The sequence below is a fragment of the Asticcacaulis tiandongensis genome (genome assembly GCF_006475605.1).
Lineage (GTDB): Bacteria > Pseudomonadota > Alphaproteobacteria > Caulobacterales > Caulobacteraceae > Asticcacaulis > Asticcacaulis tiandongensis.
In genome coordinates, this window is record NZ_SSBC01000004.1 from 1 (window position 1) to 19,666 (window position 19,666).

At 57.1% G+C, this 19,666-nt stretch carries 20 protein-coding genes and 3 pseudogenes; 5 read left to right on the plus strand and 18 right to left on the minus strand.

Annotated features, from left to right (window positions below; genetic code table 11):
• Nucleotides 1-19 precede the first annotated feature (19 nt).
• A pseudogene (gene nhaA / locus E5201_RS03730) lies at nt 20-1,275 on the minus strand (Na+/H+ antiporter NhaA).
• Between the two features lie 111 nt (nt 1,276-1,386).
• On the opposite strand from nhaA, the gene E5201_RS03735 reads away from it, so the two are divergent.
• Nucleotides 1,387-2,289 (plus strand): LysR substrate-binding domain-containing protein, encoded by a 903-nt coding sequence (locus E5201_RS03735; RefSeq protein ID WP_140984682.1) that lies wholly within the window; start codon nt 1,387-1,389, stop codon nt 2,287-2,289.
• A gap of 173 nt (nt 2,290-2,462) precedes the next feature.
• Here the strand turns inward: E5201_RS03735 and E5201_RS03740 are convergent, their stop codons facing one another.
• Nucleotides 2,463-3,542 carry an IS630 family transposase gene (locus E5201_RS03740; protein ID WP_140984683.1) on the minus strand — a complete coding sequence of 360 codons (1,080 nt, stop codon included), beginning with the start codon at nt 3,540-3,542 and terminating at the stop codon, nt 2,463-2,465.
• 146 nt (nt 3,543-3,688) lie between these two features.
• Between E5201_RS03740 and E5201_RS03745 the strand changes: the two genes are divergently transcribed.
• On the plus strand, nt 3,689-4,066 hold the full coding sequence (locus tag E5201_RS03745) for a response regulator (RefSeq protein WP_281280199.1): 378 nt from the start codon (nt 3,689-3,691) through the stop codon (nt 4,064-4,066).
• A gap of 424 nt (nt 4,067-4,490) precedes the next feature.
• Here the strand turns inward: E5201_RS03745 and E5201_RS03750 are convergent, their stop codons facing one another.
• Genes E5201_RS03750 through E5201_RS03765 form a run of 4 tightly spaced genes read right to left on the minus strand, consistent with a single transcriptional unit; the run spans nt 4,491 to nt 6,467 of the window.
• Nucleotides 4,491-5,276, minus strand: coding sequence for a sulfite exporter TauE/SafE family protein (locus E5201_RS03750; protein ID WP_140984685.1), 786 nt, complete (start codon nt 5,274-5,276; stop codon nt 4,491-4,493).
• A gap of 15 nt (nt 5,277-5,291) precedes the next feature.
• Nucleotides 5,292-5,798, minus strand: a complete 507-nt coding sequence (locus E5201_RS03755; protein ID WP_140984686.1) for a rhodanese family protein — start codon at nt 5,796-5,798, stop codon at nt 5,292-5,294.
• 14 nt (nt 5,799-5,812) lie between these two features.
• A complete protein-coding gene (locus E5201_RS03760; protein ID WP_140984687.1) occupies nt 5,813-6,130 on the minus strand; it encodes a rhodanese-like domain-containing protein in 318 nt (105 codons plus the stop codon).
• The gene (locus E5201_RS03765) at nt 6,117-6,467 is read right to left on the minus strand and encodes an ArsR/SmtB family transcription factor (RefSeq protein WP_140984688.1); all 351 of its coding nucleotides are present in this window, start codon (nt 6,465-6,467) and stop codon (nt 6,117-6,119) included. Before E5201_RS03765 ends, E5201_RS03760 begins: the two co-directional genes overlap by 14 nt.
• A gap of 73 nt (nt 6,468-6,540) precedes the next feature.
• On the opposite strand from E5201_RS03765, the gene E5201_RS03770 reads away from it, so the two are divergent.
• The gene (locus E5201_RS03770) at nt 6,541-7,437 is read left to right on the plus strand and encodes an MBL fold metallo-hydrolase (RefSeq protein ID WP_140984689.1); all 897 of its coding nucleotides are present in this window, start codon (nt 6,541-6,543) and stop codon (nt 7,435-7,437) included.
• 335 nt (nt 7,438-7,772) lie between these two features.
• Here E5201_RS03770 and E5201_RS03775 read toward each other — a convergent pair whose 3' ends face one another.
• Genes E5201_RS03775 through E5201_RS03785 form a run of 3 tightly spaced genes read right to left on the minus strand, consistent with a single transcriptional unit; the run spans nt 7,773 to nt 8,795 of the window.
• A complete protein-coding gene (locus E5201_RS03775; RefSeq protein ID WP_140984690.1) occupies nt 7,773-7,955 on the minus strand; it encodes a hypothetical protein in 183 nt (60 codons plus the stop codon).
• Nucleotides 7,956-8,007: 52 nt separating this feature from the next.
• The gene (locus tag E5201_RS03780) at nt 8,008-8,334 is read right to left on the minus strand and encodes a hypothetical protein (RefSeq protein WP_246050386.1); all 327 of its coding nucleotides are present in this window, start codon (nt 8,332-8,334) and stop codon (nt 8,008-8,010) included.
• A 44-nt stretch (nt 8,335-8,378) separates the two neighbouring features.
• The gene (locus tag E5201_RS03785) at nt 8,379-8,795 is read right to left on the minus strand and encodes a MerR family transcriptional regulator (RefSeq protein WP_140984692.1); all 417 of its coding nucleotides are present in this window, start codon (nt 8,793-8,795) and stop codon (nt 8,379-8,381) included.
• A gap of 66 nt (nt 8,796-8,861) precedes the next feature.
• Between E5201_RS03785 and E5201_RS03790 the strand changes: the two genes are divergently transcribed.
• A complete protein-coding gene (locus E5201_RS03790) occupies nt 8,862-10,982 on the plus strand; it encodes a heavy metal translocating P-type ATPase (protein ID WP_140984693.1) in 2,121 nt (706 codons plus the stop codon).
• Between the two features lie 298 nt (nt 10,983-11,280).
• Here E5201_RS03790 and E5201_RS03795 read toward each other — a convergent pair whose 3' ends face one another.
• The 9 genes and pseudogenes from E5201_RS03795 to E5201_RS15100 all read right to left on the minus strand — a co-directional run bounded on the left by E5201_RS03795 (nt 11,281) and on the right by E5201_RS15100 (nt 18,871).
• Nucleotides 11,281-12,600: an alginate export family protein gene (locus E5201_RS03795; protein WP_140984694.1), complete on the minus strand. Its 1,320-nt coding sequence runs from the start codon at nt 12,598-12,600 to the stop codon at nt 11,281-11,283.
• Between the two features lie 111 nt (nt 12,601-12,711).
• Nucleotides 12,712-13,638 (minus strand): arsenic resistance N-acetyltransferase ArsN2, encoded by a 927-nt coding sequence (gene arsN2 / locus E5201_RS03800; protein WP_140984695.1) that lies wholly within the window; start codon nt 13,636-13,638, stop codon nt 12,712-12,714.
• Nucleotides 13,639-13,648: 10 nt separating this feature from the next.
• Nucleotides 13,649-14,350: an arsenical resistance protein ArsH gene (gene arsH / locus E5201_RS14975; RefSeq protein ID WP_246050387.1), complete on the minus strand. Its 702-nt coding sequence runs from the start codon at nt 14,348-14,350 to the stop codon at nt 13,649-13,651.
• Nucleotides 14,351-14,446: 96 nt separating this feature from the next.
• Nucleotides 14,447-14,779, minus strand: a pseudogene (arsC, locus tag E5201_RS14980) (arsenate reductase (glutaredoxin)); the annotation flags it as partial.
• 1 nt (nt 14,780) lies between these two features.
• Nucleotides 14,781-15,782, minus strand: a complete 1,002-nt coding sequence (gene arsB, locus E5201_RS03810) for an ACR3 family arsenite efflux transporter (protein WP_140984697.1) — start codon at nt 15,780-15,782, stop codon at nt 14,781-14,783.
• 83 nt (nt 15,783-15,865) lie between these two features.
• Nucleotides 15,866-16,198, minus strand: coding sequence for an ArsR/SmtB family transcription factor (locus tag E5201_RS03815; protein WP_023462689.1), 333 nt, complete (start codon nt 16,196-16,198; stop codon nt 15,866-15,868).
• A gap of 580 nt (nt 16,199-16,778) precedes the next feature.
• A complete protein-coding gene (locus tag E5201_RS03820; RefSeq protein WP_140984698.1) occupies nt 16,779-17,576 on the minus strand; it encodes an ion transporter in 798 nt (265 codons plus the stop codon).
• The gene (locus tag E5201_RS03825; RefSeq protein ID WP_140984699.1) at nt 17,563-18,555 is read right to left on the minus strand and encodes a TerC family protein; all 993 of its coding nucleotides are present in this window, start codon (nt 18,553-18,555) and stop codon (nt 17,563-17,565) included. The genes E5201_RS03820 and E5201_RS03825 overlap by 14 nt, the downstream gene beginning before the upstream one ends.
• Nucleotides 18,556-18,652: 97 nt before the next feature.
• A complete protein-coding gene (locus tag E5201_RS15100) occupies nt 18,653-18,871 on the minus strand; it encodes a TFIIB-type zinc ribbon-containing protein (RefSeq protein WP_140984700.1) in 219 nt (72 codons plus the stop codon).
• A 283-nt stretch (nt 18,872-19,154) separates the two neighbouring features.
• On the opposite strand from E5201_RS15100, the pseudogene E5201_RS03835 reads away from it, so the two are divergent.
• Nucleotides 19,155-19,666: pseudogene (locus E5201_RS03835) on the plus strand (transposase); the annotation flags it as partial.

Sequence of the window (19,666 nt, forward strand, 5' to 3'; positions counted from 1 at the left end):
CCTCTATCCCTGATCATTTTTACAGTCTCGATCTTATACTCGCGACTATATTTTCGCTTCTCCATTTCTTACCTCCAGTTCGATAAACACGCTTTTCTTCGTGTCCGTCAAACCAGGGACAGGCCAGTACGTAGCCAATCAGGCCGGAAATCAGAGAACCGAACAGTACTCCGATCTTTACCGCATCTTGCGACTCGGGATGGGTCGGGAAGGCGAGCAAGCCTATGAACAGGCTCATTGTGAAACCAATGCCCGTCAAGACAGAGACGCCATAGAGCTGAAGCCATGTCGTTTTTTCCGGCATTTTCGCCAGACCTGAACGTATCGCCAGGGCCGCCGCCGCGAAAACGCCGAACTGCTTACCTAGGAAAAGACCCACCGCGATGCCAAGCGGAATGGGCTGCAATAGTGCGTGTGGCTGGAACCCAGCGAGCGATACACCTGCATTGGCGAAGCCGAAAATGGGAATGATCAGGAACGCCACCGGCTTATGGAGTGCGTGTTCCAGCCGCACCAGAGGCGAATGGTGGTCATCGTGGCCGCTTGATTTGTGGGTATGCAACGGAATGAAGAGCGCAGTAGCGACGCCCGCCAGTGTCGCGTGCACACCTGACTTGTGCACGAAGAACCAAAGGACGGCACCGACCAAGAGATATGGGCTCACTTGCTTGATTTTGAGCCGACTCATAAGAAACAGGAGAAGCAAACCAACCGCTGCAGCCACGAACCATCCGACAGAAAGATTGGCGGTATAAAAGATGGCGATGACGATAACAGCCGCCAAATCATCGATAATCGCCAGCGCGGTCAGGAACACTTTGAGCGCCATGGGCACACGTGAACCAAGCAGGGCTAGCACGCCCAAAGCAAACGCAATGTCGGTCGCTGTCGGAATGGCCCAGCCCTTAAGGCTGTCGGAGTGCTCGCGGTTGATAACCACATAGATTAAGGCGGGCACGATTACGCCCCCTAACGCTGCAAAGCCCGGCAAGGCGCGGCGAGACCAATCCGATAGCTGTCCAGTCAACACCTCGCGTTTGATTTCCAGACCGACGAGCAGGAAGAACACGGCCATCAGGGCGTCATTGATCCAATGGAGGACGCTAAGTCCTCCAATATAAATGTGCAGGGTATGGAGTAGATCTCGGCCCAAGGAGAGTTCGCAACGATCAGCGCCAGAAGCGCGGCAATCATCAGAATGATGCCCCCGGAGACATTGCTATCGACGAAGGCGCGGAAGAGGGAGACGCGGGGCGTGCGGGAAGTGGCGGACATACCTGACTCTTGATCAAAGCGAATATTCCACTTTGATTAAACAGAGCTGGTTTAAAAGAAAAATCGGAAATAGGCTGAGGCGATATAGTTAAATCCTATAAGGTAGACGCTATGCCCCGACTTCAACAGTTGCGTTATCTGGTCGCTATCGCCGACACGCTTAGCTTTAGCCGGGCCGCTGAAAACTGCCATGTCACACAGCCGACCCTCAGTATGCAGATTAAGGAGTTGGAAGATCGTCTCGATATGCAACTCGTTGAGCGCACCCGGGCGCGCGTCATCCTGACTCCGATCGGGGAGGCGGTTGTTGATCGGGCCCGTAATATACTGGCGGAGATCGAGGACATCCGCGAAATCGTACGACGCGAGCGCGCTGATGTGCTGCAAGGTCCGCTGAGAATTGGTGTCGTGCAGACCGTTGGTGCCTATGTACTCTCGCTGGCCATGCCACCCTTAAGAAAAGCTATGCCGGACCTGCGGGTCACTGTTCGGGAAGACCGACTGGAGAATCTGCCTCAAAAATTATCCGACGGAACGCATGACGTCCTTCTGTTGCCCAATGCGCTGGAACACCCCGATTATACCTCTGCCCGATTAATGACCGAACCGCTGCATCTGGTTGTTCCTGCTGACCACCCGTTAGCTAAGGCTGAGCGGGTCGCGCCGGAAAACTTGTGTGGCGAAACGATCCTGGCCATGGACCGGTCGGATCAGTTGCATAGCCAGATCGCCGCTTTGTGTCGTGAAGTGGGCGCGATAGACGTGCAGGACTATTCTGGGACTACCCTCGACACGCTCAGGCAGATGGTGGCCATCGGGATGGGGCTGGCGCTGCTGCCAGCACTATATGTGCGATCGGATGTCCTGCGGGAAAGTGTCATCGTGGCCCGTCCATTGGTCTCCAAAGCGCCTGTGCGCGAACTGACAATGGTGTGGCGGAAGTCGTCGCCCAGACAGGCCGTTTATCGGAGGATTGCGGATTCAATCGCGGCGTCTCTGGCACCTTGGGAATGAGTTGGTGAACTGAATGGAGCTAAAGGGCACCTTATAGGAAATCTCTATCAGGAGGCAGCACAAATCTTATTTCCTTACCTCCGCGCGAATGGTTAAGTATGAGGCGCGAGCGGACGAGACGTGGGGTCACTTCGGGAAATCGATTGAGTATGTATTTACACGAGGATAACATACTAGTGGATTGATTCCAACATTTGGTGCCCGCGTTTTACGGCGGCAATGATTTCATCGGGATCTGCCTTCCAGGTGAAGGGGCGCGGCTCTTGGTTGTGTTCTTCGATGAAGCGGTTGATAGCCGCCTGCAGGTCGACGACTGAGTGAAAGACGCCGTGCTTCAACCGTCGGCGTGTCAGTTTCGCGAAGAAGCCCTCGACGGCGTTCAGCCATGAACATGATGTTGGTACGAAGTGGAAGGTCCATCGCGGATGCCTTGCCAGCCAGGCGCGGACCTTCGGCTGCTTGTGGGTTGCGTAGTTGTCGAGAATGACGTGGACGGCCTTATCCTTGGGCAGCTCCGCCTCAATCGCGTTGAGGAAACGAATGAACTCTTGGTGCCGGTGACGCTGCATGTTGCGACCGATCACCGAGCCGTCGAGAACATTGAGGGCAGCAAACAGGGTGGTGGTGCCATGGCGCTTGTAATCATGGGTCATCGTGCCGCCCCGGCCCTTCTTCAAGGGAAGGCCCGGCTGCGTCCGGTCGAGCGCCTGGATCTGGCTCTTTTCATCGACGGAAAGGACAATGGCATGGGCGGGTGGCGAGACATAGAGCCCGACGACATCGTGTAGCTTCTCGGCAAAAGCCCTGTCATTCGACAGTTTGAAGCTGCGCCAGCGATGCGGCGCCAGACCATGCTCGTGCCAGATCTTGACGACGGAGGAGGCCGCGATCCCGACGGCCTTTGCCATCGCGCGAACGGTCCAGTGCGTGGCCTCGTGCCTGGGCGCTTCCAGCGTAAGCGCAACCACTTGATCGACCATTGCCGGATCGAGCGGCGCGATGCCGGGTGGGCGGCTCTTGTCGTGCAGAAGCCCATCTACGCCCTCGGCCATGAACCGCTCCTGCCACCGCCAGACGCAGGTTTTCGATTTGCCGGTGGCCGCCATAATGGCAACCGTTCCCAGTCCGTCGTCGCTCAACAGGATGATCTTGGCCCGCCATACGTGCTTCTGCGGCGAACCGCGGTTCGCAACCATGGCTTCGAGACGATTTCGATCAGAGGCGGTGACGTTAAATGTAATCCCTGTGCGCATCAGGCAACGTCCCACATCCAACGACCAATGAGAACCAAAAATCGGACTCTTTTGTCTCGATCAATCCACTAGCGAGAGGCGCTCCGACAGTCGTTCAAGCAGACGATGGTACAATTTCCTGCGAGCCCCTTGGGGCTAAGTATAAGGTGTTAGTCGTAGACGACAATGAAGCGTCAGCCATGACGTTGAAATGGGCCGTCGAACTTTCTGGATTTGAAGCTATGGCCTGCTTCGACGGTCAAAGCGCTCTAAAGCTGGTGGAGGAGTTTCAGCCGGCAATAGTTTTGCTGGATTTAGGAATGGCCGGCATGAGCGGGTATGAAGTTTGTCAACGACTTCGGTCAAACCCTCAACACGGCGCGATGTTCATCCTGGCTCAGACGGGTTGGGGTGACCCGCAGACCCGGCGACGCACTGAGGAAGTTGGCTTTAGCGATCACATGACGAAGCCTGTCGATCTGCCACTTTTGATGACCAAGCTCCACGCGCACATGGAAAAAACTTATGGCGAGCCTGATCTTTGAGGGGCTGTAGCGCGGGATTTATCCTAAGCAGAAATTCTCATCCTCTGTCAAAGTCCACTGAAATCCGTAAGTCCGCAGACGTGGAGTAGCGCATATCGTTACCGGCTTAGCAACACGGCTTAGCCCCAACATAGAGCCTAATATGCGAGACCTTCTTACGGGTTTTCCAGTGAAGCGGATAGTACTTTACGATAAACTATGTAAAATTTCTCGGACAAGCATCAATATTCAGACGTGACACTCCAAAACTGTTCGGAACGCTAATTTCAACTGGTGAGCAGCGACAAGCCGCCATTGCGGAAATAGGACTGGAAGAGATTCTGTTCGCGATGGCCGTCCTCAGAACTGGAAGCAACTCATGCAGTCAAGCGGCAACACAGTGTTCACGATTGTTGCATTGACAATGCGAAAGCAGCCGATTTTTTCAGACACCGGTGCTGCCAATGAGCGACCGGTAAAGCATGTATGCGGCTACGATGAATATGAGACCCGCAAATCCTGTGGTTAAATGACCACGTTTGGCTGCGAGAATCTTCGCAGCTCTCGCGCCGACTACGCTACCGGCAATACCCCCGCATACGAAAGCGATGGCGATCGCCCAGTCAACCAGGCCTGCAAATGCATAAGTCGATGCGGTCGATATCCCAAAGGCAGTCACAGCAAACAGTGAAGACGAGATTGCATTCACAATCGGCATCGCGGTTGCCGCCATGAGGCTAGGCACAATCAAAAAGCCGCCACCGATGCCGAAAAATCCGGACAGGAGACCAGTTGCGAGCCCAAACGCCACCAACCGGGGAAAATTATCTCTGTTAAGCCGGACCTTCGGGTTCCCTTCAGCATTTCGATGCTTAAGCATCAATCCAGCGACGACAACCATCAGCAATGCAAACAAACACAGAAGAACTTTGCCGTTCAGCGCCCGGCCGAAGAAGGAGCCGATCAGGGCGCCAATGACGCCAGTAATTGTGAAAACGGCGACACAACGCCACTTAACAGTACCCGACCTTGCCCTGCCGATCAAACTCAGGGCTGCGTTCAGCGCTACGCTCACGGCGCTCGTGCCGATGGCAAGGTGAGGATTGGTTATGCCGACGAAATAGACGAGGAGGGGTACGGCGAGGATTGACCCGCCCCCGCCCACCAAAGACAGGGTAAAGCCGACAACAGCGCCCGCAAACGCTGCTAAGAGATGCTGAATGTCCAACATGGCTGCGCATACCGCCTAACGGCGATTCCAGGGAGCAAGCATCAGCACCTTCGCCATTCCGCAGAAGCCTGTAACGCCTGCAAACACCAGACCGACACCGACGAAGCCTGACAGCAGTATGAAAGGGCTGGCGACGAAGCTCGCGAGAAGCACCCCACCAAGGACAAGCGTGCCGGCCCCTATCATCACCTGACGCTGAAGTTCAATCGGCTGGCTGGCGTCCTTGCGCACCGGGAGTCCACTTTGCTTCCATTTGTCCAGGCCGCCATCGAGCAGCAGCCATCTCCGTTCGCCGGCCTTAGCCGCAAGTCGGTCGGCATTGACTAGAGTGCGGCGGCCGCTCTTGCAGTGAAATACGATCGAGTCTCCTTCTATTGCGACGGTATCCAACACTGAAACGGGACAGTTTACCGCGCCATCTATGTGCTCGCGGCGGTACTCGTCGGTTTCCCGGATATCGACCAAAGTTGCCCCGTTCCGGATCAGAAGCGCTGCGTCTGCGGGACTTATTGAGTTGCTCATAACTGATGCTTTCTTTACTTGTTTTGAACCGGCAAACCTGCGCCCGCCCATGCGTCGAATCCACCATCCAGCAGATAGACCTGAGCCGCCGAAGTCGCAGCGGATAGCTTCTGCGCATTCATTGCCGTGCGCCTGCCGGTACGGCAGTGGAATATTACGGCTTGCTGCTCACTTAAGGGCATTATGTCCGGCCCGATGCCGGAAAGGGGCAGATGGTAAGCTTCAGGAATGACCTGATCTCGCTCTTCCGCTTCACGAATATCAACCAATCTGGCTCCACTGGAGATCAGGGCACTCGCATCCTCGGGCGAGACAGATTTAACGGTGTTCATTCTGGAAGTCCTTAGTCATAAGGTCGGGGCAATAGATATCGCGCAGCAGGGCGAGCACCCGAGCGGCCTTTTCGTCTGCCACCCGGTAGAAGACCGATTGGGACTCGCGACGGTTCGTAATGATGCCTTCTTCCCGGAGCTTAGCCAGATGCTGCGACAAGGCCGACTGGCTCAGGCTCAACTCATTGGACAGTGCAGACACTGAAAGCTCTCCGGCTGTCAGCAGGTGGCAAAGTATAAGCAGGCGCTGTTCGTTCGCCAGTGCCCGCAACAGGCTGGCTGCCTCGCTGGCCTTTGCTTCGAAGACCCTCAATTCGTCGGTTGCGGGAATATACATTATGCGCCTTTAAATTAGTTCTTGCTTATTTAGTCTTGTCTAATATATAAGTCAAGCCATAGGAGAGGCAATTATGTCAAATGCTGAAATCAACGCCTTTTTCGACGAGCCGACAAACACCGTCACTTATCTTGTCTGGGATGCCAACACCGGTTACGGCGTCGTCATCGATCCTGTACTCGACTTCGATGTGGCGTCTGGAGAAGTCGACACCCGGTCAGTTGAATACGTGCTGACCGCCGCCGCGGCCAAGAATGTCACAATTGAGTGGGTTTTAGAGACCCACGTTCATGCCGATCATTTAAGTGCCGCGCCGCTCATCAAGTCGCGGACGGGCGCCCGCATAGGTATCGGCGAACATATTGTGGATGTGCAGCGTATTTTTCGGCCAGTGTTTAACGCGGTTGACGTAAAGCCAGAAGGTGGTGACTTCGACGCACTCTTCTCAGACGGAGAGGTCCTTCAGGTGGGAGGATTGTCGATCGAAGTTCTTTACACACCGGGGCACACACCGGCCGACGTAAGCTACCGGATCGGTGACTCGGTCTTTGTTGGGGACACGCTGTTCATGCCAGATTATGGAACGGCGCGCGCCGATTTTCCCGGCGGCGATGCTCACGCCTTATACCGATCAACGCGTAAATTACTCGCGCTCCCACCTGAAACGCGGCTCTTTATGTGCCATGACTATAAGGCGCCAGGGCGCGACCATTTTGCTTGGGAAACAACGGTTAAAGAAGAGAGGGCCGCGAACAAACATGTTCGGGACGGCGTTACCGAAGAGGAATTCGTCAGGATGCGAACGGAGAGGGATGCCGGGCTGTCTGCGCCAAAGCTTCTACTGCCCTCGATACAGGTCAATATGCGCGGCGGACGATTTCCGCCCGCGACTTCCAACGGAGTGCACTACATGCTCGTTCCAGTAAAAGTAAAAGGCTCGTCAGCCTCCGAAATTCTGAAAGGGGCTTAGAAGCGGATTTTTCAAAGTGCGCTGCTGCCTCCAACTTCGGTGGGGCTTACATGAAATAGTGCTCCATCTCACTGCCACCGGTTTGGGGGAAATACGTGGTGCCAACCTATTGGATGTACCATTCCATTGTTCTGCTCTTGATCCACGATCATGCTGCGGCGTTCAAATTGGCACACATGTCGCGCAAATCGGGGAAACTAAAATCCTAATTTCCCATAAGTTTACTTATGCGAAAAATTATAACTCATTGAAATTAAATTATATTTTAATGAATTTGGTTTAAGGTGGCCGCAGCATACGCACTGCGGCCACCCCTCTAATCGAGGAAACCGGCCCTAGTTCTTGTGGTCCTTATGGGCATCCGGCTGATCCGCCTTGTCCTTGTCGCAGCAGCAGCACTTTTGCATGGCTTCGCAACAGGATTTGACGGCGTCCTTGACCGCTTCCGGGGCGGCCGCATAGGCGGCACCGGCGGCGAACAGGGCAACAAAAGCAGATGTGACGATGATACGTTTCATCGGATAACTCCGTTAGATAGATTGAATGTAAGGTGTCTTATCTATCGGAGGATCAGCGCGGAGGCGGCGCACGCGGGCCGAAGATAATCCCGGCATAGAGGGCCGACTTGACGGTAAAGGTCAGGGCATCCGTCTTCATAACCACTACGAAATCATAGGACGCCGGTGCGATGACCGGACACTGAAGACCACAGGCCTTATAGACGGCGGGCGCCTTTTCAGGACAGCACGGCATCTCCGGCATTTCGTCCGCGGAAACGGCCCCCATCGCTGGATGGTTCATCATAGTCTCGGCGGCCGCTGGCGTGCTGACACACAGGATCATGGCCATCAGACCCATGATCATCGAGACAGCGCTGAAACGGAGACGGCGGTGCATGAAATCGAATGTATAGGGGCTTTGACGTTTGAGCAACCGGGACTTTATGAGCCCTGTGATGCGGGCGCCAGCGACTCGATGATGGCGCAGTCGGCCACGATGTTACAGTGGCAACTCTCGATCACCTGATCGAGCACGGTCTTTAGGGACTGAAGGTCTTTGATCTTTCGCTCCACCTCATCCCGATGGGCGCGGGCGATCACATCGACGGCCGCGCACGAGTGCGACCGGTCGTCAGAGAGCGTCAACAAGGCGCGCACCTGGTCGAGCGAAAACCCCAGATCGCGCGCCCGACGAATGAAGCTCAGGCGATTAAGATGGGCGGGCTCATAGGCTCGGTAGTTGCCTTGGGTTCGACCGGGCTGAGGGAGCAAACCATTCTTTTCGTAAAAGCGGATGGTTTCGACCTTGGTGCCCGTGGCGCGTGACAGATCACCGATCGACAGATGTGTGGAACTCATGGCTTGACCCTATAGCGACTATAGGGTGTATATATGCGAGCCTGTTCCGTCCGTCGAGGTCTTGATATGGCGTCTCCCTCCCCCATCCGTCTACGCGTCGAAGGCATGGACTGCGGCGCGTGCGCGCTCAAAATTGAAACCGCCGTCAATCGACTGCCGGGTGCCAGCGATGTCGCGGTGTCCTACCAGAACGAAACGCTCTTTCTCAATCTGGATGAGGACCTGACCCCAGTCACGAAGCTTGAAGACCAGATTCGCAGCCTCGGATATGTGCCGACCGCACTGGCCGAAGAGATGCGCACGATTCCAACCGCTAAGACCGCCGTGCCCTGGTGGAAAACCGGTAAGGGCAAACTCGTGTTGATGACCGGTCTGATGTTGGCCATTGGATTGGGATTGGAACGCCTGCTCCCCGCCTACGCGCTCTACATCACCTCCATCGCCGCCCTGATCAGTGTATTTCCGTTCGCACGCCGTGCGGTTTCGGGCGCGCTGGCCGGCTCACCCTTCTCCATCGAAACCCTGATGTCGGTGGCCGCTATCGGTGCGGTGTTCATCGGTGAGGGCGAAGAGGCCCTGACGGTCGTCTTCCTGTTTGCCGTCGGTGAGGTGCTTGAAACCGTTGCCGCAGGGCGTGCTCGGGCGGGTATCGAGGCCCTGATAGGATTGGTTCCCCGCACAGCCCGTGTCGAACGCGATAGCGGCGTCGCAGAGGTCCCGGCGGAATCTTTGGAAATCGGCGATATTGCCATCGTCCGGCCGGGCGATCGTATCCCGTCCGACGGAGAGGTGGTCGAAGGTGAAAGCGAGGTCGACGAGTCGCCCGTGACCGGCGAGTCTGTGCCCGTGTTCAAAGGAGCGGGCTCGGAAGTATTTGCAGGCAGTATCAACGCCAATGGGGCTCTGCGGGTGCGTATCACGCATAAGGCCGCCGACAACACCATTGCCCGGATCATCCATCTCGTCGAAGAGGCGCAGGAAAGCAAGGCGCCAACCGCACGCTTCATCGACAGGTTCAGCCTGTGGTACACACCTGCCGCGATGCTGGTCGCCGCCCTGATCATCGTCATTCCGCCCTTGCTCTTTGCTCAGGACTGGACGACGTGGATTTATCGCGGACTGGCGACCTTGCTCATTGCGTGTCCCTGTGCGTTGGTCATCTCAACCCCGACAGCGATTGCGTCGGGTCTGGCCGCCGGGGCGCGCCAAGGTCTGCTGATCAAGGGCGGCGCGGCACTGGAAACGCTCGGCAAGATCAAGACGGTGGCCTTTGATAAGACCGGCACATTGACGCGCGGCAAGCCTCAGGTAACGGACATCATAGCCCTGACGGGTAATGAGGATGACTTGCTGGCGCGCGCCGCCGCCGTCGAAGCCAATACCAGCCATCCGCTCGGCAAGGCCATTGTTGACGCCGCCCGCGCCCGCGCGTTGGACATTCCCGCCGCCTTCGGCGGCTCGACCGCCGTACCCGGCAAGGCCGTGACAGCGCGATTGAAGTCAGGCTTTGTCTCGGTCGGCTCCCCATCCTTCGCAGCGAGCAAGGCGGCGCTATCAGACGAGACGACGGCCAGGATCAATGCGCTGGAGCAGGAAGGCAAGACTGTCGTGGTTGTCCTCGGCGGCGAGGTCGCCGAAGGGCTGATCGCTATCCGCGATGAATTGCGCGAGGACGCGAATTCCGCCGTAGCGGCGCTGAAAGCACGGGGAATACAGACACTGATGCTGACCGGCGACAATCGTCGGACGGCCGCCGCCATAGCCGCACAGGTCGGCGTCGCGGCTGAGGCGGAGCTGCTACCGGAGGCCAAACTCGCCCGCATTGCGCAGATCGCTAAAGACAGCCCGATTGCCATGGTCGGTGATGGGATCAACGACGCTCCTGCCCTTGCGGCCGCCTCGGTCGGCATCGCCATGGGCGGCGGGACTGATGTGGCGCTTGAAACCGCCGACGCCGCGCTGCTGAAGGATCGCGTGTCCGGCGTTCCCCAACTCATCGTCCTGTCGAGGGCAACGCTGGGTAACATCTGGCAGAACATCGCCCTGGCTCTGGGGCTAAAGGCGATCTTCCTTGTCACGACGCTGACTGGGGCGACGACCCTGTGGATGGCCATCCTCGCTGATACTGGCGCGACAGTTCTGGTGACGCTGAACGCCTTGCGCCTTCTAGGCTTCAGGAGCCGGTAGGACTTCCACAGAGAAAAGGGACGCCGTCACCGGCACCCCTTCCTCAATACGCTGTCTGCTCACATCCAATACCGGACATTTTCAGAGCGAGTTGCTAAGAAATTCGGAAGCAGAAATGAGACCGCAGAGTGCTGCAAGAATGACAGGCTATGTCCCTACAAGTGCAACCAACCCGCGGGCGGGGGCCCTATTTCGGCTGATATTCACTCGATGTCTGACACCCAAAGGAGACCTCCAGCGCCGCCCGAAAGCCCAAACGGCATCTGTCCCGGCCTCAATCAAAGTCTCTATCTGGGACTTAAAAATACCCCGTGAGTTGCACATAACCAAAAGCCGTATCGCCCTGTCGCGATCCAGTCGGTGCATTGCGGCCAACTTCGCCATCTAACAACAAGGACACCCCGACCTCGCCGAGGAGATGTTTGGGCTTGAACCAGTAACGCATGCGGCTGTCGATGGAGTGACCTATGAAGGACCCGGAACGCCCCTGTGAATCACGGACACCGGCGACCACCCAGCTATCGGCTTTCGATGCCAGATAGGCGGCTTTGTAGGCAAAACGCGCGTCGGTACGCGCGTTAGGGCGCACCTCTATCCTGAAGCCCGGCGCATTGATATTGGCGGGCGTTAGCGGACCATGAATACCAGTGTTTCCAAGATCGGTGCGCCGGGAGCCGAACAGGCGCTCGTACTGATCGTAGCGACCATCGATCGGGTTCTTATCACCACTGGCATAATCGTAATCCACAACGAGACGCGGCTGCCATTTCAGGTCAAGTGTGCGCCCCCAATGGGCATGTAAGGTCCATGCCCGCACCTTCAGATCGCGCACGTCGGTCGTATTACTGCTGCTCCGGCGCGTGCCGTACCGCCACGCCGCTTCGACATCCACATCCCACTGGCCAACCTTGGGTGGGCGAGAAATGCGAAAGCCCGGCGTCGTGTAGTGACGGTTGGGCGTCGGATTGTCGTTGCTGTCTCGTTCGTCAAGCCCGCAAACGAAGGCTTCCGCCGTCAGACCCGGCGCCAGATGTTTGAAACTGTTGGGACGAATGTAATGTAGCCCCCACAGCTTGCGGTTCGTGGCCTCTTCATCACCGGAGATGTCGTTGTCGCTTAGCGCTGCTCGCCCCGCTGGCAAGCGCGTGACCGGCACGGCGTAGAGGGCGTGCCATTGCGCCCCGCCCCGCGTCTTCGACCGGATGTGCACGCCGGTGTAATTGAAGATCACATTGGCGAACTCGACCCGCTCCACCTGACGCCGACTGCCGATATCGAGCGTCATCCGCCCCATCTGGATAGCCGTCGTGGCCTGACCTGGCAGATCCTCGACCGCAACCTCGCCATAGGCTTGCAGCACATCCACCGGATTGACCCAACTCGTCGAATAGGCTGTCCCGGCATCACCGAGATAGCTGCGGGAGTCCTGCATTTCTCCAACGAAGATCCAGGCCCCGCGTGTGGCCTGAGCCTTAATCAGGGTGCGAAACGCCAGAAGCTGGTCACCTCCCGTGCCACCCGCGCGGAACTGCCCCGATCGTCTCGTAACGCCCCCGCGCTTCGCCCGACATCTGCACCCGCCAGCGGTGATCGACGGGCGTCTCCGCCCCCGCACCATTAGGTGCCAGTAAGACGCCCAGCATGACGGACGCGTAGCCCCGGACCTTCGGTCTCGCCCATGATCGGAACAGACGCATGAAACCCCCAATATATCTAAATGTGTGCCCGTCTACAGATGGACAGGCACGTGAAGCGAAAAGCAGGACGCACTAGACGGGCAGAGCCCGGCGAATTCAGGACTAGACCGGATATCGTCGGGCACCTCGGCCCTGAGCCTCGGTTTCCAGCCCAGATGTGCGAAGAAGGAAGCCGCCGTATCGGTCAGTAGCCACAGTTCCGTCAGACCAGCACGATCGGCCTGCGCCACGGCAAAGTCGACGAGCCGGGTGCCATGACCTTGGCCGCGCCGGGTTTGCGGGACGACCAGCGAGCGCAACAGACCGGCCTTGCCGTAAGCCTCTATGCCAACAAAACCGCGAACTTCACCGCCAGCGTTGTGACGCCAGAACGACTGTTGCGCTGTGCCCAGGTCCGTGGTCGGCAATCCGGCAGCGGCCAGCGCTTCGACCAGATCACCGTCGCGCGGATCGATCTGCGTGAACACGCCCGCCTCGTCTATCGGCATCAACTGACCAATCTCGTCGAGCGCCGCTTTGAAGGCGCCTCGGTCGGACACCAGCCTATCGAGCGGCAGCACCAGAAAGGCTTCGATGCGGGCCCGCAGGATCGTATAGGCCTTGCGGAAGGCGGCATTGATCTGCGCGTCTGTGCCGGTCACATGGGCCGGGTCTTCGACGCCCCAATGGGTACGCAGGACATTGCCGATATAGGCCGGGCATTCCTCTCCGGCGGCGCTGCCGCAGACAGTGATGACAATGTCCGGCACGTCCAGCAGGTCTTCCCACGACTTGCTGGACGCACCTTCCGTCGAGATCCCTTCGCTCTTCAGCAATGCGAGCGATCTGGGATGGACATAACCCGTCGGGCGGCTTCCGGCGCTCATGGCGCGCCAGCCACTCGGCGCGAGATGGTTGAAGGTGAACTCACCGAGAATAGAGCGGCAGGAGTTACCCGTACAGAGAAAGAGAACCTTCATGGCGGCGGCCTCAGATGGAGCGGAGATTGACGCGCTTTGACAATTCCTCGGCGCTTTCCTTGCGCTCGGAATAGCGGTCGACGAGGTAGTCGGCGCGTTCGCGGGTCAGGAGGGTGAACTTTACCAGTTCCTCCATGACATCAACGATGCGGTCGTAATAAGAGGACGGCTTCATACGGTCGTGTTCATCAAACTCGGTGAAGGCCTTGGCCACAGACGACTGGTTGGGGATAGTGATACAGCGCATCCAGCGACCCAGCACACGAAGCTGGTTGACGGCGTTGAACGACTGCGAACCGCCGGACACCTGCATCACGGCCAGCGTTTTGCCTTGGGTCGGGCGAACCGATCCCAGCGCCAGTGGTATCCAGTCGATCTGCGATTTCATGACGCCCGTCATCGCGCCGTGACGCTCAGGCGAACACCAGACCATGCCTTCGGCCCATTGCACCAGTTCGCGCAGTTGCTGCACCTTGGGATGGCTGACATCGGCGTCGTCCGGCAGCGGAAGACCCGACGGGTTGAAGGTGCGCGTCTCGGCACCGAAGCGTTTGAGAATGCGCGCGGCTTCTTCGGAGACCAGACGGCTGAACGAACGCGACCGCACCGATCCATACAGCAGCAGTATGCGCGGGGCGTGCGTCAAAGGCTCGGGCGCTAGGAGCTTGGTCTCGTCTATTGCCTGAAAACATTCCGCATCGACATTGGGCATCCCCGGCAAACCGACGCGCTTGCCGGCGCCGTCAATCATTTCCGTCCCATCTTCCTTGAGGAACGGCCCTTTGGGCCAGTTGTCCAACAGGTCCAGTACGGCCTCCGACGGGCGGCACAGCTTGGCGCCCTTATCGGTGACGACGATGGGTCGGTTAACGAGGACCGGATGCAGCAGCATCTGCTCGAAGATCACGTCATCAGGCACGGCCAGATCGAGCAGGCCCAGTTCCTTAGCAGGCGACTTGGTCTCTCGCAACGCCTGCCTCGGCGTCAGACCCGCATAGGCGAGCAGATTGCGCAGTTCGTCGGCGTTCCAGCCCACCTTCAGATATTCGACGATCTCGGGCTCGTAGCCCGCCGCTTCAATTACGGCCAGCACGTTGCGCGAGGTGCCGCAGTCCGGATTGTGATAGATGACGGGCTGCATCTTAGACCTCGTACGATTGTTTGTTCGCGACCTTTACCAGCCATAGCATGACCGGCACCTCGACCAGAACACCGACGACGGTGGCGAGCGCCGCGCCGGAGTGCAGACCGAACAGGCTGATGGCGACAGCCACGGCCAGCTCGAAGAAGTTGGAGCCACCGATCAGGGCAGCGGGTGCCGAGATGTTGTGCGGGATTTTGACCTTGCACATCCATTTGAAGGTCAGGAAGAACATCAGGATGCTTTGCAGCAGGATCGGCACGGCGATCATCAGGATCACCAGCGGCTTTTCCAGCAGGACCTGCGCCTGAAAACCGAACAACAGAATGACGGTTGCCAGCAGGCCGATGATCGACCAGGGTTTTAGGGCATCGAGCAGGCCTTCGACCCTGGCGGCGGGTAGCGCCTTGCGGGTTAGATAGCCCGCGACGATGGGAATGACGACATAGAGGACGACTGACAGGATCAGGGTGTCCCATGGGACCACCACATCCGTCACGTCGAGTAGCAGGGCGACGATGGGGGCGTAGGCGACGATCATCACCAGATCGTTCAGCGAGACCTGGACCAGCGTGTAGTTGGCGTCGCCCTTGACCAGGCGGCTCCATACAAAAACCATGGCCGTACAGGGCGCGGCTCCCAGCAGGATCAGACCGGCGATATAAGACTTGGCGTCTTCCGCCGGAATAAAGCCCGCAAACATATACTGGAGAAACACCACGCCCAAAGCCGCCATACTGAAGGGCTTGATGAACCAGTTGATGAAGAAGGTGATGATCAGGCCCTTGGGCTTCTTTCGAACCTCGCCGATGGTCGAGAAGTCGATACTGATCATCATGGGGAAAATCATCACCCAGATGAGCAAGGCCACGACCAAATTGACGTGGGCGTATTCGAGATGGGCTACCGTCTGAAACACAGGCGGAAACAGATGGCCCAACAACACACCGGCGAGGATCGATAACCCGACCCAGACTGAAAGATAGCGCTCGAATTTGCCCATTAGGCTCTCGGCTCCAGACGTGAGGGCACAATCACGCTTGCACACAGCGCGTTAAACTGACCCCGCTTATTTGACTTACGCGCCTAACAGGCGCAGACGATTTTCTGTATCAGGGGCTCGCATAGCTCCTTGCGACCGCCGCAACAGTCTTCCAGCAGGAACGACAAGAGCCCTTGCAGACCATCATAGTCCGCGAAGTAGCGGATCGAACGCCCTTCCCTCTCGCTTCTCAGAAGACCGGATTGCTGTAAGACCGATAGGTTGGCCGACATGGTGTTTTGCTTCACGCCTAAACGTTCGCCGATATCTCCTGCCGGCAGGCCTTCCGGCCCCACCTGCACGAGTAAACGAAGAACGTCGAGCCGGGTTTCTTGACTCAGGGCCGCGAAAGCCTGTGTTGCTGCCTTTTTATCCATATATCGCGCTATAATGATATATTAAAGCGTTGTCAAGCCATGACCCTGGAGCGGGAGATTTTTTCAAAATCAATTCAATGCTGTTCCTCGCCCTATCGTGATGGCGGGGTTAAAACTTCCATTCCCGTTATACTCTGCACGCTACGGCACGCTCTTAAATAGGATCTACCGATTTGCGCCCAAAGGCGACATTTTATCATCAGTTGCGCGACGAGCCCGGAACTGGAGATAAGCGATGATGCCACCCGATTCCGATGCCGGATTAATCCTGGGGCAACGTCGCAATCGGGCCGAGCTCTGCCTAGAGCGAATTCCTTTTGCTGCCGCCTCGAAAAACGCGCATCGTTCAGCCTGTCGAGTGACTGATTGCTATCAAGTAGGACATCCTTCGCCATGAAGCATCAAATCATACCTGCAACTGAAACGACAATAGCCGAAATCGAAACATGGCTTGATGCAGAGGAAGCCGCTTAACCGCAACCTCAAGGCAGGTCAAAACCGCCGAACCAAAAGCCCCGTTCAGGCTTTTTTGGATTGCAATTACACTTCGTTCGTCGAAGCCAACTCAGACGCAGGTCATTTATTTTGTCGTGAGCTGGTCCAGCTTGGCCCTCAATTTTTGTACTTCATCCGTGAGATTTTCCAGAGCAACCGTCTGGGGATCAGGGCTGGTCGCACCGTGATCTATGTTTACCCGTTGCATGGCCTCTAGCATGACGCTGATGAACAGGTTCAGAACGATGAACGTGGCCACCAGAATAAAGACCACCATGAACGGTATGGCGAGCACGTGAGTCTCCGCCAATTCTCGTGCCATATCGGCCCAGCCTTCTAGGGTCATGATCTGAAACAGGCTAAACAAGGACACCTCAAGGCTGCCAAACCATTGTGGTGCGATGGTAGCGAAGAACTTGGTCGCCATGACGGCAAAGACATAGTACAAAATAATCAATATAGCGCCGATCGATCCTATGCCAGGCATTGCAGCGGCGATTCCGGAAACAACGCGGCGTAAGCTGGGAAAAACGGAAATCAGGCGCAGAACACGGAGCACCCTGAGTGCCCGCAATACACTGAATGCCCCCGACGCCGGAAGAAGTGCCAAGGCAATCACGACCGTGTCGAACAGGTTCCAAGGGTCGCGGATGAATCGCCCGCCTTGGACCACCAGGCGCAGAAGCAGTTCCAGAACGAAAATTCCAAGCAGGATTTGGTCGATAATCAGGAGTTGCGGCCCAATAAATGTCATGACGGCCGGATAGGTTTCAAGACCCAGGACCACGGCATTGAAGAGGATCAGACCAACAATGACTGTCGTGGCCGCTGGATGATCCAGCCCTGCCCTGAGCCGCGCCCGCAGAACCTCAATCGCGGCCATGGTCTGCCTCAGGTGTCGTCTTGGCGGTTTTGACCAGAGAGACAATAACGCCAATGGCAATGAGACCCAACGTGACCGCCAGAGAGATATTTGCCGGGAACTTTTCAAGCCCCAAAGCATCGGCAATGAAGATCTTAGAACCAATGAAAATCAGAACAAAGGCTAGGGCAGGTTTGAGGTACTTGAAGCGATGGATGATGGCGGCCAGAGCGAAATAGAGTGCCCTCAGGCCCAGGATCGCAAAAATGTTGCTGGTGAAGACGATAAAGGGATCAAGGGTGATGGTGAAGATGGCCGGAACGCTATCGACCGCAAAGATAAGATCGACAAACTCGATGAGTAACAGTGCCACCAGAAGCGGCGTGGCGTAAATGCGCCATTTTCCGGTCTTGGGGTCGGGCTGTCGTGTCAGAAACTTCTGACCATCAAGCTGGTCGCTGACGGGAAAGAGCCGGCGCATCAGCTTCAATAAGGGATTGCTGGCGATATCAGGATGCTTGTCCCCCATCAGCAGCATTTTAATGCCGGTAAAGATCAGGAAAACGGCAAAAACATAAAGGACCCAGCTATATTGGGCCACCAAGGTGGCCCCCAGGGCTATCATTATGCCGCGCAGCACGATCACGCCCAATATACCCCAGAAGAGTACCCTGTGCTGATAGAGTGGCGGGATCGCGAAGTAGGTGAAAATGAGCGAGATCAGGAACACATTGTCCATCGCCAGGGTTTTCTCGACGACGAAGCCGGTCAGATACTCCTTGCCGGCCTGAGCCCCCAGGGACCACCACACCCAGCCGCCGAACGCGAGGGCAATGGCGATATAAAAGGCCGACATCCAAAGGCTTTCCCGGATGCTGATCACATGTGTCTTACGATGCAAAACGCCGAGGTCGAATACCAGCAAGGTGGCGACGATGGCGAGGAAGCTGGCCCACATCCAAAGGGGCTTGCCCATAATGAGCTCGAAGAGGATATCCATGTAAGACGGCTTTCTGAAATCCGACCCGTTCATCTCCTATGGGGAACGGGTGACATGTGGTTTGGGTGTGGGTCAGGAGGTGGCGCGGCGCAACGGCTCAGTCCAGATCGGACAGTGAGCGCCCCCGGCGGCGGGTGAAAGGCGTTGGCATGACGCTGTGCAGGGTCATTTCGACGATCTGGGTCATCTCGCCCTTATCGAGCCATATGCCTCCACATTGCGGGCATTTGTCGAAGCGAAGGGCTTCGTGAGTCTCCAGTCTGAGAGGAATATGACAATCGGGGCAGCTGCGTTCTGATGGGGGCGTTGGGGCCATCGGGCGTTCTCAATTTCGTTTTTCTGACAATCGGCGTGACCTCAGTGGTCGTTGCCATCGCATCAGGATACAGGCCGACACCGTTTGAAATCTGCCTGAGTTTGACGACAAGATCGCAGTGAAGGCGTCGCCGTCTCTTTACGAAACGACTACACTCCGACAGCATTAACACTGTTCCCCGTCAGCGGCAATGGGCCTGATTTGAAGATTTGAAAGCTGGAGGGTTTGGCGTCATCGTAGCTATCATGGAGCGAAGATGAAAGCCAAACCCCAAAGAGCTGTCATGACATCAAAAGAGCCTGTTAAACCTGCCCGCACCAAGGCCCCGGCCGAAGCGGTTGTGAAGGATATCCGCCGCCAGACGCGCGCCCGGCCTTCGAGCGAAGAGAAGATCCGCATTGTGCTTGAGGGCCTGCGTGGTGAGGAGAGCATCGCCGAGCTTTGTCGGCGCGAAAACATCGCCCAGAGCGTCTATTATGCCTGGTCAAAGGAGTTCCTGGAAGCTGGCAAGAAAAGGCTGGCCGGTGACACAGCGCGGCAGGCGACATCGGATGAGGTCAAGACTTTGCGTAAGGAAAGCCGGGATTTGAAGGAGGTAGTCGCGGAGCTGACGCTTGAGAACCGCCTGCTTAAAAAAAGCGTGAACGGAACTGGGGGAGACGAAGAATGAGGTACCCAGCCGAGGAAAAGCTCGAGATTATTCGGCTTGTTGAACAGTCCCATTTACCGGCCAAACGGACTTTGGGCCAACTGGGCGTGCCCAAGACGACCTTTTACCGCTGGTACGATCTTTAC